The sequence below is a fragment of the Paraburkholderia sp. genome (genome assembly GCF_035501035.1).
Lineage (GTDB): Bacteria > Pseudomonadota > Gammaproteobacteria > Burkholderiales > Burkholderiaceae > Paraburkholderia.
In genome coordinates this window covers 17,793-32,315 of the sequence record NZ_DATJWR010000278.1, presented here as the reverse complement: position 1 = coordinate 32,315, position 14,523 = coordinate 17,793, and the positions used below count along the sequence as shown (strand labels likewise).

Sequence of the window (14,523 nt, the reverse complement as noted above, 5' to 3'; positions counted from 1 at the left end):
GATTTCCCGGAGACACCAGCCGTGCGCACGCGGTTTGCGCGCAACGGCCGCAGCACCTCGCGACGCCACGCATCAGCGCGACAACGCGAAGCCAATGCGCGCGGCCCAGCGATGCTGGTTGTAATCGAGAAGATCTTCGGCATAGCCGTTGAAATACCCGATCCACAGATACCCGCCCCATGCATCGCCGAACAGCTTGGCAAGCGGATAGGTGAATTGCGTGTCAATGCTCCCGTATGTCGATTTCGTGCCCTTTCGCAGCGTGGTTGCGAGCTGCCAGCCATCCGGGCTGCCGAACTTGATCAGCAGATCGACATAGCCGCGATAGTCGGCGATATCCGAGTTCTCTCCGGCGATGTGTGCATACCCGTAGATCTTCGGTGCGATGGTCAGGTGGTTGGCGTTGATGTCGCCGAAATCCCAGATCGGCTTCACGTAGAGAATGTCGATGCCGCGCGACTCCGGCCCGTCGCGCCCGTTCGACTCGTGCTCGTAGCCCGTCTCCAGTCCCATACGGGTGAACCAGTTGGCCTTCCACCCGGTGTCCGCGAGATAGTAGAACAGTGCCGGCATGTAGCTCGTGTCGCGGAACGGGGCGGAGTACTCGCGAATGTCCCACAGCGAGGTCTGCGTATAGGCGAAATAGAGGTTGTCGACAAAGCCTCGTGAGCGCGGATCGTCCGGCAACACAAAGCGGAATTTCAAGCTGAGCTGAAATTTTGCGAGACCGTTGTCGTCCGAAGACCAGCCGTCGGCGAAATACGTCGGCTGATACGCGGAAAGCCGACCCGCCAGGAAAGCGCCGAGGTCGGGCACCACCGAATTCGAAGGCTTCACGCTCGATGGGGGCATGCCCGCGGCGAGCGCCTCGTTGCCCGCCATCGGTCCTTCGGCCGGCACCGTGGCGAGCGGGGCCGATGCGCTCGCCACAGCAGCGGCGGGCGGCGCGGCGCTTGCCGTCGCCATGCTCTCCGGCTTGCGCGTCAGCAGGACCACCGAAGGCGAAACGTCGACGCCGGGCACATCGACCCTGAGCGCGCCGCGCGCCCACTCCGGCCATGCCGCGCTGTAGCTGACGGCCTTCATTTCCCCGCTGGCAAGCCGCACGTGTTCGGGCGCACCGGGCTCACGCGTGAGAAGCACGGCCTTCGGCAGCGCATCGCCATTGGTCAGCGTTACGCTCAGCGTGCGAGGCACGTCGAGCGACGTGCCGCCAGGCGCGTCGCCCGTGTACACAATCGTCACCACGAGCGGTTCGTCGGACCTCGCTTCGCGAGGCGGACGCAAGATGGACACAGCGGCGCGGCTCACCGGGACATGGCCTGCGAGCATGGCCACGGCCAGCGCCATGCATGCCAGCCTTCCCCACTGGGGGCCCGCGCTCTGAGCGGCGCGCAAACAGGACCCCGTACGAAATACCATTCGAATCGCCACGTTGCCTCTCCTTGTATTGCCGGAATGGATCGCCCCGAGCGATTCCAACCGGTTGTCTGTGCGAGTGAAGCGCGGTGCTTTGGGCAATCGTACTCCATTCCACACTACACATAGGATGACGAAATTAACTTATTCGCTGCGAATCCAACGATCAAGGCGATTCCCATCGGCTTGCTGGCGCTGCCCCCTCTTCCGTTTCGAGTCCCGATCAACGATGCGCGACATGAGCTGACAGACAGACCCTAAGACGCGCTACGTCTGCCCACCTCGTACGAGAGGCGGCTCAGAGCAGCGCGATTGCCGATGGCGCAGTGATGCGTTCAGAAGTAAAAGTTCTTGCAATCGGACCACGGTTTATATTTTTGCTAGAAGCTAGCATGGTCCGGGCTTTCTGTGCACGGTGCGTGCCCGGCTTGCAGTGTGGCAACACGGGTCGCCGGAACGGTCGTCGAATATGGATAGCAAAAGTAGTTCCACCTGATGAACGAAGTCAATCAGCATCTTGTCTCCCAGGAGATCGAAACATGAAAAGCCAACTCGTTCTCTCTGCCGTCGCTGCACTCATCATCGCGGTATCCACACCCGCGTTGGCGCAAGGCGCGTCCAGCGCCGACCAGAGCCAGGGGACGGGGCGCCAGCAGGTCATGCCGACCATGCCGCACCGCGACTGGCACGAAGGCCAACCGGTTCCTTCGAAATACCGGCACTACAACTTCGTCATGAACGACTGGAAGTCCCATAATCTCGACGCGCCGGCGCGTGGCCAGCAATGGCTTGGGGTAAATGGTGACTACGTGCTCGTCACGAAGAGCAACTGGAAAATTGCGAAGATCGTTGCCGGGACACAATGACACGGTGTGACATGAATTGACGGCTGCGATTGCGCGGCGCTGTGGTGTGCCGCCGTTCATCGTCAGCCGCAATTCACGCTGATCCAGTGCTCCCGGTTACGGCCAAGGTGGCCTGCTGTTATCCCGTGCGCCCTGCTGGTACATTTGCATAGGCGGCGTAGCGGCTCGAAGCTGCCGGTGCGCATATCGTGCCCGTCGACGCGCAACGTGGCAGCCGGTGTGCGTAGTCCCGCGATAGCGGTTGCAACGGAGAAGACCGTCTCCCTGAGCGTCGCGCCTCATCGGCTCACACGAACCGAGTTGGCGCCCCACAGCACGCGAACGTTATCGCCGGGAAAGAACTGTTGGTCCGCATCCTGCGTCACGGAAATCAACTGTCCGGATTCCAGACGCACGCCGATTTCGAGGCCCGCTCGCCGCGTGACGCGCGACTCGACGGCATTGCCCGCCATGCCGCCCAGCACTGCGCCGCCGATACCCGCGGCAACGGAGCCGCTACCGCGCCCAATGTTGCTGCCTGCCGCGATGCCGCCAAGCGCCGCGCCCGAAACCGCGCCCACGCCCGATGGGCCCGGCTGGATCGTGACGGGCCGCACGGTCTCGACCACACCGATCTCTACCACCTGCGCTTGCTGCGCCTGGGCCGGCGTAAACGTGGTGGCGGAAGTCGGTGTTTCACAGCCGGATAGCGCAAGCGAAGCAGCGACTGAAGCGATGAGTGCAGTACCGACGACTCGCATGACGTTCTCCCTGTTTGTGATGCGGTTGCGGATATTCTCTGGGCCTTCGAATGACCCTTCAAGCCAGAAGACTAATCGCTTTTCAAGCAACTCGCACATTGGCAGCAACGTTTGAAAACTTCGAATCATCCGCGACAGCCATGGCAATCATGACCGTTGTCGCGCTTCAAAGGTATGCCCCGCTCGCTACTGCACGTCCCGATGATCGATCCATCGATCAATCAGCCTGCCGAATTACAGCGTTGGCCCGGCGGCCGATTTTTCAAGCATAGGAAAGCGTCGCCGCGATGTAAATGGGCGCCAGCACCAGGAAAGATCAAGCAAAGCGGGCGCCCTTGCGCGCAAGCATCAAGACCGCCACGTGGCCGCCTGACATCGGCTTCCCAATTAACTTTGGAGTGCTACGTTTTTTGATACCTTGACCTGACAACCTTACGATCTCGAAGGTCCTAACGATGTCGCTTTTAGCGCGCCACGGCCGCAATGGCAACCTCAAGCGCTCAGTAAGGTCGACCGAAGAGAGCACGCCTCGGAAATCCCACATGATCTCGATCTACTATTCCCCTGCACACTCGCCTGTTTTGGCTGCCTGAACTGCTGCATTGGGTCAGTTCGTTCCAGTCCACGGAAACTCCGACAACAGCCGGGAGTCTGTCCCGCCAAGCCCACGTGGCGAACCGCTAGGGGCCGGGCGCCGCGAGACGCCGCCGAAGGATGCGTGCAACCCCTGTACGCATTGACGAAGAAAATTTGCCATACTCTTGGACGTATGCCGATACCGGCACGCTGGTACTTTTGCGTTAGCTTTTTCAGACGCTGCGGCGCATTCGCGCATGCTGTCCGACTCGAATGGGTGAAAATATGGCTTCCGGAGGGTACCGGCGCATCAACAGTACCGGGCGGCCGTCCTTGCGCTTCTCCGGCAAAGCGCCGGCGCGATGCGCATATTGCCGCATCGGTGCCGGCCTCGCCGCGCGCAGACTCTCCATCGGCAAGCGAGTGATGATGCCGGACGCCGTGCTGCCGGCGATCACATCGCCACAGGGCACGGCCTTAGCATCGACACCACCGCAGCTCATCACGTTTCCTAACCTCTGCACGCTCGATGGCAAATCGGCTACAGGGCGCGGCGAAGGGAACATTCGCCTCGATGCGTCGTTGCAAAAACTGGCACTGGAGGAAGTATGAAAACAAACGGCACGAGCAAAATGATCCAAGCGATACTGACACTGGCTATCGCGAGTTGCGCAACCTTTGCCAGCGCGCAAACCAGTGCAACGGCGCCGGCCGATGCTTCCGCGCAACCGGAATCGGGCGCAGCGTCTGCACCCGCGAGCAGGCCGGATAGCACGCTGGTTCGTGACGTTCGCCGCACCTTCACGCGCACCCCGGGGCTGAATTTTTCGAGCATTCATGTCGAGTCGCACGAGGGCGTCGTGACGCTGACAGGAACAGTGCCACGGCGCTCGCAGATAGCGCTGGCCGGCAACGCTGCGAAATCCGTCCGGGGCGTTACGGATGTGTCAAATAAATTAGAAGTCCGGATGATTCATGGTCGAAGCGAGTGAACAAGACGGAGGCTTACGGCGATCGTCTCGTCGAGCTTTCACCTGACCCGGCAGCACTTCGCCTCGCAAACGTCTCGCCGCTCGAAATATTGCGTGACAAAATTTGATGGACGACGCCTGGAAACTGAGCGGCCTTCACGGTCATCGTCTGGCTATCGCAAGTTGACAAAGCCATTGAAATGATTAATCTCCCTATGTTGCGAATGCGACCGGCTTCCCGATGATTGATTTCGCCAACAGTCGTCAGGTCAACCAGCACGGGAGCGTGCTTTTTCGCCACTGCTTTCTATCGTTTCGCTAGCCACCTCGGGCAACACACCTCAACCACCCTTCTTCTCAATGCGCATTTTCGGAATAAGCCTTTACGTCATCATCGCCCTGTTTTTTGCGGTGCATGCCGTGCGCAACCAGCAGAACATGTACTGGTTGCTGATCCTCTTTCTTTTCCCCGGTCTTGGCAGTCTGGTCTACTTCTTCGTGATTTACTTGCCGAGCTTGCGCCAATCGCGTGGAGCAAGGGCAACGAGCAGGGCGATCTCGCAACTGGTTGACCCAAACCGGGCCGTACGCGAAGCGCGCATGGATTTCGACCGTGCGCCGACCGTCGCGCACCGCATGCGCCTGGGCGCGGCGCTGCTCGATGCCGGCAATGCCAAGGAAGCCCTGGAACACTATCAGGCGGCCGTCGGTGGGCCGTTCTCGTCCGATCCGGCTTTACTCGAAGGGCTGGCACGCGCGCAGTTTGCCAATGGCGATGCGGGGGCTACGCAGGAAACGCTGGAGAAGCTGTTCTCCGTCCAGCCCATCGCTCGTCAGCAGCCGGTGCCAGCCTTGTTGTATGCGCGGGCTTTGGCTGCGATCGGCGCACCGGGCGCACGCGCCGCGTTCGAAAATGCGCTCGCCAACGCGAGCGACGCCGCGCCCCGTTGCCTTTACGCCGACTGGCTCGCGGCACAGCCCGACGAGGCCGACCGCAAGCGCGCGCGAGATCTCTACGCGGATATCGTCCACGACGCGAGGCATTGGCCACGCCATGCCCGCGAACACAATAGCGAGTGGCTGCAACGGGCCCAGACCGCACTGAGCCGCTAATGCACGGGTATCCGCCGCCCAAAGGCCGATTTGCGCGGCGGCGGCGCTTCAGACCGAAGCACGTAATCCATGCTTCATCAGCTTACCCGTCGCGGTGCGCGGCAGCATTTCGCGCCCAGCCATCGCTGAAGGCTTCCTGCGTGGCGCGTTCGTCGTCGAGGTAGCCGTGCATCGCCGATTCGGCTTTAGCCAGATTTCGCCCACCTCTCCGCCCTGCGTGTCGCGTCCATCGATGCCGACCACGCGCAGATCGACACCAGGCCCCGCGACGCGTACCGTACGCATGGGTTTGTCCGCGTATTTGCGGACGTTGCTGTCAAACACGGAAACAATGTTCATGGCGAGCGCTGTTCTTTGCCGAATGGTGCCTGGGTTGCAATCGTAGTCCTCACGGCGAGAGCGGTTTCAGACAGGCCACGCGCGCTCGAGCAGCCTAGCCTGCGCGTCATGCTCAGGCAGCGTGCCGAAAACCCGGCCCCATTGTGCGTCGAAGCGTGGCCCGTCGATGCACCGACACAGGACGCCGCGTTCGCCGTGCATGCCATGGTCTACGGCCTCGTCTCGCAAGCGCTGATGACGCGCGCGGCGCCGCTGGATGTCACCGCGCTGCGGCGTTTGTTGCGTCATGCCGTGCACGGGTATCTCTCGGTAGTTGCGCCGCGCGCCTACCGGCTTTATCACTTCGACGCCTGACGAATGCCCCCTGCGAACGGGCAACGCAAACCTGAACGTGTTGCTTTGCAACGTTAAGTGACGGGCTGCCATGCGCTCGGCATTCCCGGCCTCGCGATTTTCAACGAAGCTCGCAGCGACGACGGCCCGCGTCAGCGCGGTTGAATTCGCTGCGGCACGCAGAAGCCACTTGCTTTGCCATTCCGTGCCGCAGCACCCCTCGACCCGCGAAAACGCGACGCTCGATCAAGCCCTTTCGAGCACTGCCATCGCCCGTACGATCACGAGCAGCACCGCGAGACTCACGCCGCTCGATGCACGCAGTTCCGCAAGCAACTGCCCGTAGCGTTCCAGCGCAGCCTCGTGCTGCCCGCACCAGGTGTCCACGAGCGTTTGTGCATCCGCCGAGTCCGTCGCCTGTGTCGCCTGCGCAAGCACGCTCGTCGTGAGCGCGCGCTTCAGGCGTGCCACCTCCGCGAGCGCGGCCGCGCGTGCCATGGTGTCCCAGTGTGTCGGCGTCGGCAGCGCTGCCGCGCGCTCGCTGATCCAGCCGTAATTGAGCCGCGTGCCCAGTGCGAAATACGTGGCCGTGACGAACTCCAGCGGCCGCCCGCATGCCGCCGCCACTTCGGCGATATCGAGCAGCGCGACGGAAATGCCGCCGCTCGCCACGCGCAGCGCGAGCGTGCTTTCCACGCCCGCATTCACGAGTTCGCCCTGGCGTACCGAGAGCGCTTCGAGATCGGCTTCGGGCAATAGCGCGGGCAGTTGTGGCGCTAGACGATGCGCGGCGTCGCGGCAACGCGCGAGCAGGGAAGCCACGCCGTCCCGGTCCACCCCGCCTGTCTGCAGATGGCGCAGGAACCACAGTGCCGCGCGTTCGAGCAGCCGCGCGATATCGACGAACATGCGCGCCTGCACGTCGTCGGGTACGCGGTTGTCGAGCGCGTCGATCGCGCGCCAGATCTCGTCGAGATCGAACACGTCGCGCACCATGATGCACGCGCGCACGATCTCATCGGGCCGCGCGTCGCTTTCCTCCATGAGCCGGTGCACGAACGCACAGCCCACGCGGTTCACGAGCGCATTGGTCAGATGCGTGGCGAGAATCTCTCGCCGCAGCGGGTGCCGCTGCATCGGCTCGCTGAAGCGCTGCTGAAGCGGCTTCGGAAAATAGTCGAAAAGGAAACCGGCCACGAGCGGGTCTTCGGGCACGTCCGAGTCGAGCAGCGCGTCGTAGAGCCACATCTTGCTGTAGGCAAGCAGCACCGCGCGTTCCGGCGACGTGAGGCCGAGCTTCGCGGCCTGGCGCTCGGCCACCTCCTCGTCGGTAGGCAGGAATTCGATCACGCGATTGAGCCGTCCCGCGCGTTCGAGCCAGCGCATGAGACGCGCCTCGGTGTCGAGCAGCGCCACCGCGTAGCGCCCCGCAATCGAGAGCGCCTGGGTCTGGTAATAGTTGTCGCTCAGCACCAGCAGTCCGACTTCGTCAGTCATCTCCGCGAGCAAGGTGTTGCGCTGCTTGGTCGTCATCTCGCCGTCGGCCACCACGAGGCCGAGCAGGATCTTGATGTTCACTTCGTGATCCGAACAATCCACGCCTGCCGAGTTGTCGATCGCATCGGTATTGATGTGGCCGCCGTGCTTCGCGAATTCGATCCGGCCGAATTGCGTGACGCCCAGATTGCCGCCCTCGCCCACCACCTTGCAGCGCAGGTCCGATCCGTTCACGCGCACGGCGTCGTTCGCGCGGTCGCCGGCCTGCGCGTTGGTTTCGTGCTTCGCCTTCACATACGTGCCGATGCCGCCGTTATAGAGCAGATCGACGGGCGCCTGCAGGATGGCGCGGATCAGCTCGTTCGGCGTGAGCGCGGCAGCGTCGATACCGAGCACCGATTGCACCGCGGGCGCGAGTGGAATCGTCTTCACGGTGCGCGCGAACACCCCCCCGCCCGCCGAAATCGCAGCGGAATCGTAGTCAGCCCAACTGGAGCGTTCGAGCGCGAAAAGCCGCGTGCGCTCCGCGAGGCTCACGGCCGTATCGGGATTCGGGTCGAGGAAAATGTGCCGGTGATCGAAGGCCGCGACGAGCTTGATATGCGGCGAGAGCAGCATGCCGTTGCCGAACACGTCGCCCGACATGTCGCCGATGCCGACCACAGTGAAGTCGGTTGTCTGCGTATCCACGCCCATTTCGCGGAAGTGCCGCTTGACCGATTCCCAGGCGCCGCGCGCGGTGATGGCCATTTTCTTGTGGTCATAGCCCACCGAGCCGCCCGAGGCGAACGCGTCGTCGAGCCAGAAGCCATATTCGGCCGAAATCGCATTCGCATAGTCGGAGAACGTGGCCGTGCCCTTGTCGGCGGCCACGACGAGATACGGATCGTCGGGATCGTCACGCACGACGTCGGGCGGCGGCACGATTCCATTGTTCACGAGGTTGTCGGTGAGATCGAGCAGGCCGCGCAGGAAGGTCTGATAGCAGGCCACGCCTTCGCGCATCCACGCCTCCCGGTCGCTCGCCGGCGGCGGATTCTTCACGACGAAGCCACCCTTCGATCCCACCGGCACGATCACGACGTTCTTGACCATCTGCGCTTTCATGAGTCCGAGCACTTCCGTGCGGAAGTCTTCGCGCCGGTCGGACCAGCGCAGGCCACCACGCGCCACGCGTCCGCCGCGCAGATGCACGCCCTCCACGCGCGGCGAGTAGACCCAGATCTCGAACATCGGCTTCGGTTCGGGCAGGCCGGGCACCTTCGCGGGGTTGAACTTGAACGACAGCGAAGGCCGCGGCGCGCCGTTCGCTTCGCGCCGGTAGTAGTTCGTGCGAACGGTCGCATTGATGACGCCGAGAAACTGCCGCAGGATGCGGTCCTCGTCGAGATTGGGCACCTGGTCCAGCGCGCTTTCGATGGCCTTGAGCATGAGCGCCGTGCGCCCTTCGCGCGCTTCATCGCCGCGTGGATCGAATCGGAGTGCGAACAGTTCGACGAGCTGGCGCGCGATCGCGGGATTGCCGGTCAGCGCGCGCTCGATATACGCGTCGCTGAAAGTCGAGCCCACCTGGCGCAGATATTTGGCGTAAGCGCGCAGGATCGTGACTTCGCGCGCGCTCAGGTAGGCGCGCAGCACGAGGCGATTGAAATTGTCGTTCTCGATGCGTCCGCTCCAGACGCCTTCGAAAGCGTCTTCGAACAGGTCCTTGACGCGTTCGATATCAAATTCGGCGTCGTCCGCGAGTTCGAGGCCGAAGTCGTGGACCCATGCCGGGGCGCAAGAGGGCACCTCGATCACGTAGGGCCGCTCTTCATCCACGCGCACGCCGAGATGTTCGAGCATCGGCAGGCTGCGCGAGAGCGCGATCGCTTCGCCCGCGCAATACACCTTGAACCGGAACGTGCGCGGCCCCGCCTCGATGGGGCGATACAGATTCATGGCGATGTGCGGCGTGCCCTGCACGCGCTCGATCAGTTCGATGTCGCGCACCGCCGTGCGAGCCGGATAGTCGTCGCGATAGCCGGCCGGGAACGAATCGGCGTAGCGATGCAAGAGCCGCGTGCCCTGTTCTTCGCCGAACGCGTCGAGCAGCGCGTCGGCAAGATCGTCCTGCCAGCGGCGCGTGACCTGCACGAGCCGCACTTCCAGTTCGCGCGTGTCGACGTCGGGCATCGTGCCGGGCTCGGCGTGTACGACGAAATGAATCCGCGCGATGGCCGACTCCGAAAGCAGCGGCGTGAACTCCACGGAAACGCCGTTGAAGGACTCCATCAGCAGGTTCGCGATACGGCGCCGCGAGTCGGTGTTGTACTTGTCGCGCGCGATGTACACGAGGCACGAGACGAAACGGTTGAAGCGGTCGCGCCGCACGAATAGCCGCGTGCGCTGGTGTTCCTGCAGGCGCAGTACGCCGAGCGCGGTGTCGTAGAGCTCATCCTCGCTCGACTGGAACAGTTCGTCGCGCGGATAGGTCTCGAGCACCGTGACCAGTGATTTGCCGAGGTGCCCTTTCGGCAGAAAGCCTGCGCGCCGCACGATGTTCGCGCATTTGCGCCGCACGATAGGGATTTCCGCGGTCGACTCCATATACGCGGTCGAGGTGTAGAGCCCAATGAAGCGGCGCTCGCCACTCACCTTGCCGTCTGCTCCAACGAGCTTCACCCCCACGTAGTCGAGATAGCCCGGCCGGTGCACTGTGGCGCGCGAGTTGGCCTTGGTGAGGAAGATGGGCCACGCACCGCTGATGATGTCTTCGGCCGCGTGCGGCAGCGGCGTGACGTCGGACGAGCCGGGCGCTCGCAGCGATTCGCGCAGAATGCCGAGGCCCGAGCCTTCCACTCCACGCAGACCATAGCCGCCGTCGTGCGGTACGAGTGCGTAGTCGCGCTGGCCGAGGAAAGTGAAATGGTCGTCGACCATCCATTCGAGAAACGCGCGCGCTTCGATATCTTCGGCGCTCGACTCTCGCGTCTTCATGGTCTTGATGGTGGCATGCGCGACCTCGACGATTTTCTGCCAGTCTTCGACCGAAGCCCGCACGTCGCCGAGCACCTTGGCGATGTCGCGCCGCAGCTCGTCGAGTTTTGCTGCATCGCCGCAGCGGTCCACTTCGAAGTGGATGAACGAGGCGAGTTGCGATCGTCCGTCGTCGGCGCCCGCGCCGCCCACGTCCACGCGCTCGATCGCGCCGTCCTTGCCGCGCCATATCCGGAACACGGGGTGCATGACCGAATGCAGCGTGAGCCCCAGCCGGTTCACGGCCGAGGTGACCGAATCCACGAGAAATGGCATGTCGTCGTTGACGATCTCGATGACCGTATGGTCCGAGTGCCAGCCTTGCTGCTCGAGGATCGGGTTGTAGACCTGCATGCGCTCGGTGCCCGGCACGAAGCGCTGCGCGGTGCGCCAGTGCGCCATGGCGGCGCCGTAAAGGTCGGCGATGCTGCGGCTACGCAGATCTTCGGCGTCGACGAAGTCGTAGTAGTGCCGCAGGAAAGGCTCGACGATCTGAAACGTCGGTTCGGGTAAACGCGCTCGCGCGAATTCCACGACATCGGAAAGAAGATGGGCGACGAGTTCCTCGTTTCTCGCTAGCATGACGGACTCCTTGACGGGTCGCTATCGACTGCATCGGCGGTTCGGCCATTATGCACCGGCAAGGTGATCGAACGATGAATGCGTGGCCACAATGTCGGCCGCCGCGAGCCGTCACGCGCCTACGCGATTTGGCGCGATTTGGCGCGGAACTTGCTCGCTGCATGCGAAGCGGTTGGCGCGTTGTGCGGCGCGTCATCCGGCGGTATGCCTTAACGGGACCGTCCAGCAACGCTCCCCATTTCGTTGAGCTTGCGTGCGACACGGTGCGAGTGTGGCGTCGGAAAAATAATCCGGAGTCCTACTCTCCACATGTGACGAAGTCTCATCTTCCAGGGCAAGACCCGTCGCTATCGACTGGAGGGTTGCACAACGGCATCCCATCCGTCGATAAGATCGTCCTATCCGCGCCCGGCCCGCCGTGTCAAAGTCGCCCTTGAACTACTTCGCCCGAGGAGCCTGCCGTGTCCGTACTGCCCGAGCCCACGAGTCTCGTCTGTCTGCCCTTCCCGGAAGCCGACATCGAGGGCGCCCACGCGCTTTCCCAGCAATTCAGCTGGCCGCATCGCGCCGAGGATTGGCGCTTCGCCGCTGCCATCGGCGAGGGCTTCGTGGTCAAGGAAGGCGAGCGCGTGGTTGGCACCGCGCTTTGCTGGCGCTGGGGAGAACATGGGGCCACGCTCGGGCTCGTCATCGTTTCTGGCGACCAGCAGGGCCGCGGCATCGGCCGCATGCTGATGGAGCGTCTGCTCGACACGCTCGGCCCGCGCATGACCGTACTGCACGCAACGCCCGCCGGTCAGCCGCTCTACGAAAAGCTCGGCTTCAGGAAGGTCGGCCTGTTGCACCAGCATCAGGGCAGCGGCTTTGTCGCGCCGACAATCGCGCCGCCACCCGGTGAGCACCTGCGCGCGCTCGAACCTCGCGATACGCCGCAGCTGATCGAGCTCGCCTCGCGTGCAAGCGGGCTTGACCGCCATGCGTTACTGCCTGCGCTGCTCGATATATCCGAGGGCGTCGCGCTCGCGCGCGGCGACACCCTGCTCGGCTTTGCGCTGTTGCGCCCATTCGGACGCGGTCACGCAATCGGCCCCGTCGTAGCCTTTGCCGACAATGGCCTTCAGACGCAACGGGCCCAGGCACTGATCGCAAACCGGCTCGCGGCAAACGCCGGCGCGTTCACGCGCATCGATACGCCCGACGAGCAGGGCCTCGGCCCCTGGCTCGAATCGATCGGCCTTGCGCGCGTCGACACCGTCGTGAAGATGGCACGCAACGGCGCGCCCGCGCACGACCCGGCCGCGCTGCAGTTCGCCATCGTCAACCAGGCGCTGGGCTGATTGCGAGGCACCACGTCATGACGCTCCTTTACAAGGCCGATCCCGAACGCGGCAAGCAATGGGCCCAGCTCTTCGCGTGCAAGGCGCCCGACATTCCGTTCCGGCTGTGGCCCGATGCCGGCGACCCGGCGGCCGTGCGCTATCTCGCGGCATGGCAGCCGCCCGAAGACCCCGCGCGCACGCTGCCCAATCTGGAGGTGATCTTCTCGGTGGGCGCAGGCATCGACCAGTTCGATCTGTCCGGCGTGCCGGATCACATCGCGGTCGTGCGCATGGTCGAGCCCGGCATCGTCGAGGGCATGGTCGAGTATGTGACCCAGGCGGTCCTCACCATTCATCGCGATCTCTTCGATTACGCCCTGCAACAGGAGCAGCGCGTGTGGCGCGAGCTGCCAGTGCGCGCCGCCGCTTCGCGCCGCGTTGGCGTGCTGGGCCTCGGCATGCTGGGCAGCGCCGTGCTCGAACGATTGCGCCTGTTCGGGTTTCCGTGCGCAGGCTGGAGCCGCTCGGCGCACGCGTTGCCCGGCATCGACTGCTACGCGGGCACAGAGGCGCTCGATGCCTTCCTCGCGCGCACCGATATCCTGATCTGCCTGCTGCCGCTCACGAACGCGACGCGCGGCCTGCTCGACGCCACGCTCTTCGCGAAGCTGCCGAAGCGCGCATCGTTCATCAACGTCGGTCGCGGACCGCAGCTCGACCAGCAGGCGCTGCTAGACGCGCTCGATAGCGGGCATCTGCAAAACGCGATCCTCGATGTCACCGACCCCGAACCGTTGCCGCCCTCGCATCCGTTCTGGACGCATCCGCGTGTGCGCCTCACGCCGCATATCGCCAGCGCGACGCGGCCCGAGACGGCGGTCGAGGTCGTGCTCGACAATATCCGCCGCCACCGCGACGGGCTGCCAATGCGCGGCCAGATCGACCGCAGCCGCGGCTACTGATCGCGCGGGCAAAGCGCTCCAACACTGCCCGGCGACTTCGGCCAGGGCGCAGCCGAATAGGCTGGCCCCCATTTGCCCTTGGCGTGCAGAGCAAGGCTCGTCTTTCACGATTGTCTCGAGACGTCTCACGCCCAGCAGCCCTGGCCGAACCCCCGAAGCGGGCCAACATAGCAAAATCTGGGCGGTGCGTTACAGTGCTGTCACCGTACCGGCGCCCGGAGACAGCCCCATGCCAAGAGACATCCAGTGGAAGCGCGGACTGCTGCGCCTATGGGCGCTGGCCACGCTGCTTTGGATCATTGCCACGCTATGGTCGGTCGTAGTGCCCCATTACACCGCTGACGCGCCACTAACACCGAGTGCGATCGAGATTCAGAGGAACATCCAGAACCGGCTCGACTGCCTCGGCAATGAAAATGCCAGGAACGCGGACGAGCCTTCGCCGTCGAAGTGCGCCGCCAAGCCCCGTGAGCAGGACCCACGCCTCGACGTCAGCGTCCAGACTGCCAGCGATGGCTCGCTGACGATCATTCTCGGGAATGGCGAGCGACTTGAGGGCGTACCTCCAAACGTGAGTGCGAAGGAGGTCGCGGACAAACTTCACCGACAGTTCGCCGACGAAGACTCCAAGGCATTGTACGAACCGGCAGCCCGCGATGCGGTCCTGGTCCTTGCGCCGCCGTTCATTGTGCTCTTGCTCGGGTTTGCGATTGAGTGGGTGCTGCGCGGATTCTCAGGACACAGACGGGGCGATGCGGTTGATAAGTGACCCGCGCGATCAGAACGAC

The 14,523-nt window shown here is 63.7% G+C and carries 12 protein-coding genes; 8 read left to right on the top strand and 4 right to left on the bottom strand.

Translation table 11 applies throughout. The features are described from left to right. Window positions 1-72: 72 nt before the first annotated feature. A complete protein-coding gene (locus VMJ11_RS20540; RefSeq protein ID WP_325621215.1) occupies window positions 73-1,350 on the bottom strand; it encodes a phospholipase A in 1,278 nt (425 codons plus the stop codon). Between the two features lie 608 nt (window positions 1,351-1,958). On the opposite strand from VMJ11_RS20540, the gene VMJ11_RS20535 reads away from it, so the two are divergent. Next, window positions 1,959-2,285 carry an RcnB family protein gene (locus VMJ11_RS20535; RefSeq protein ID WP_325621214.1) on the top strand — a complete coding sequence of 109 codons (327 nt, stop codon included), beginning with the start codon at window positions 1,959-1,961 and terminating at the stop codon, window positions 2,283-2,285. 278 nt (window positions 2,286-2,563) lie between these two features. Here VMJ11_RS20535 and VMJ11_RS20530 read toward each other — a convergent pair whose 3' ends face one another. After that, window positions 2,564-3,025 carry a hypothetical protein gene (locus VMJ11_RS20530; RefSeq protein ID WP_325621213.1) on the bottom strand — a complete coding sequence of 154 codons (462 nt, stop codon included), beginning with the start codon at window positions 3,023-3,025 and terminating at the stop codon, window positions 2,564-2,566. An 849-nt stretch (window positions 3,026-3,874) separates the two neighbouring features. On the opposite strand from VMJ11_RS20530, the gene VMJ11_RS20525 reads away from it, so the two are divergent. The 3 genes from VMJ11_RS20525 (at window position 3,875) to VMJ11_RS20515 (ending at window position 5,685) form a co-directional block, all read left to right on the top strand. Beyond that, window positions 3,875-4,213: a hypothetical protein gene (locus VMJ11_RS20525; protein ID WP_325621212.1), complete on the top strand. Its 339-nt coding sequence runs from the start codon at window positions 3,875-3,877 to the stop codon at window positions 4,211-4,213. After that, window positions 4,210-4,593: a BON domain-containing protein gene (locus VMJ11_RS20520; RefSeq protein ID WP_325621211.1), complete on the top strand. Its 384-nt coding sequence runs from the start codon at window positions 4,210-4,212 to the stop codon at window positions 4,591-4,593. Before VMJ11_RS20525 ends, VMJ11_RS20520 begins: the two co-directional genes overlap by 4 nt. 339 nt (window positions 4,594-4,932) lie before the next feature. Then, window positions 4,933-5,685 (top strand): hypothetical protein, encoded by a 753-nt coding sequence (locus tag VMJ11_RS20515; protein WP_325621210.1) that lies wholly within the window; start codon window positions 4,933-4,935, stop codon window positions 5,683-5,685. Between the two features lie 48 nt (window positions 5,686-5,733). Here VMJ11_RS20515 and VMJ11_RS34520 read toward each other — a convergent pair whose 3' ends face one another. Beyond that, window positions 5,734-6,024: a hypothetical protein gene (locus VMJ11_RS34520; protein ID WP_414694435.1), complete on the bottom strand. Its 291-nt coding sequence runs from the start codon at window positions 6,022-6,024 to the stop codon at window positions 5,734-5,736. Window positions 6,025-6,132: 108 nt separating this feature from the next. On the opposite strand from VMJ11_RS34520, the gene VMJ11_RS20505 reads away from it, so the two are divergent. After that, window positions 6,133-6,378, top strand: coding sequence for a hypothetical protein (locus tag VMJ11_RS20505; RefSeq protein WP_325621209.1), 246 nt, complete (start codon window positions 6,133-6,135; stop codon window positions 6,376-6,378). A 225-nt stretch (window positions 6,379-6,603) separates the two neighbouring features. On the opposite strand, the gene VMJ11_RS20500 is transcribed toward VMJ11_RS20505, so the two are convergent. Then, entirely contained in the window at window positions 6,604-11,454 is a 4,851-nt protein-coding gene (locus VMJ11_RS20500) for an NAD-glutamate dehydrogenase (RefSeq protein ID WP_325621208.1), read from the bottom strand. Window positions 11,455-11,915: 461 nt separating this feature from the next. Between VMJ11_RS20500 and VMJ11_RS20495 the strand changes: the two genes are divergently transcribed. The 3 genes from VMJ11_RS20495 to VMJ11_RS20485 all read left to right on the top strand — a co-directional run bounded on the left by VMJ11_RS20495 (window position 11,916) and on the right by VMJ11_RS20485 (window position 14,504). Further along, window positions 11,916-12,791, top strand: coding sequence for a GNAT family N-acetyltransferase (locus VMJ11_RS20495; protein WP_414694434.1), 876 nt, complete (start codon window positions 11,916-11,918; stop codon window positions 12,789-12,791). Between the two features lie 17 nt (window positions 12,792-12,808). Then, complete coding sequence (locus tag VMJ11_RS20490; RefSeq protein ID WP_325621207.1) at window positions 12,809-13,735, top strand: glyoxylate/hydroxypyruvate reductase A; 927 nt, start codon at window positions 12,809-12,811, stop codon at window positions 13,733-13,735. 229 nt (window positions 13,736-13,964) lie between these two features. Beyond that, window positions 13,965-14,504, top strand: coding sequence for a hypothetical protein (locus VMJ11_RS20485; protein ID WP_325621206.1), 540 nt, complete (start codon window positions 13,965-13,967; stop codon window positions 14,502-14,504). Window positions 14,505-14,523 lie beyond the last annotated feature (19 nt).

Bases quoted from the DNA above. Each gene is read 5' to 3' on its own strand.
- VMJ11_RS20530 (WP_325621213.1), bottom strand. From the start codon at position 3,025: ATGCGAGTCGTCGGTACTGCACTCATCGCTTCAGTCGCTGCTTCGCTT.
- VMJ11_RS20505 (WP_325621209.1), top strand. From the start codon at position 6,133: ATGCTCAGGCAGCGTGCCGAAAACCCGGCCCCATTGTGCGTCGAAGCG.
- VMJ11_RS20520 (WP_325621211.1), top strand. From the start codon at position 4,210: ATGAAAACAAACGGCACGAGCAAAATGATCCAAGCGATACTGACACTG.
- VMJ11_RS20490 (WP_325621207.1), top strand. From the start codon at position 12,809: ATGACGCTCCTTTACAAGGCCGATCCCGAACGCGGCAAGCAATGGGCC.
- VMJ11_RS20515 (WP_325621210.1), top strand. From the start codon at position 4,933: ATGCGCATTTTCGGAATAAGCCTTTACGTCATCATCGCCCTGTTTTTT.
- VMJ11_RS20540 (WP_325621215.1), bottom strand. From the start codon at position 1,350: ATGGCGCTGGCCGTGGCCATGCTCGCAGGCCATGTCCCGGTGAGCCGC.
- VMJ11_RS20525 (WP_325621212.1), top strand. From the start codon at position 3,875: ATGGGTGAAAATATGGCTTCCGGAGGGTACCGGCGCATCAACAGTACC.
- VMJ11_RS20500 (WP_325621208.1), bottom strand. From the start codon at position 11,454: ATGCTAGCGAGAAACGAGGAACTCGTCGCCCATCTTCTTTCCGATGTC.
- VMJ11_RS20485 (WP_325621206.1), top strand. From the start codon at position 13,965: ATGCCAAGAGACATCCAGTGGAAGCGCGGACTGCTGCGCCTATGGGCG.
- VMJ11_RS34520 (WP_414694435.1), bottom strand. From the start codon at position 6,024: ATGAACATTGTTTCCGTGTTTGACAGCAACGTCCGCAAATACGCGGAC.
- VMJ11_RS20535 (WP_325621214.1), top strand. From the start codon at position 1,959: ATGAAAAGCCAACTCGTTCTCTCTGCCGTCGCTGCACTCATCATCGCG.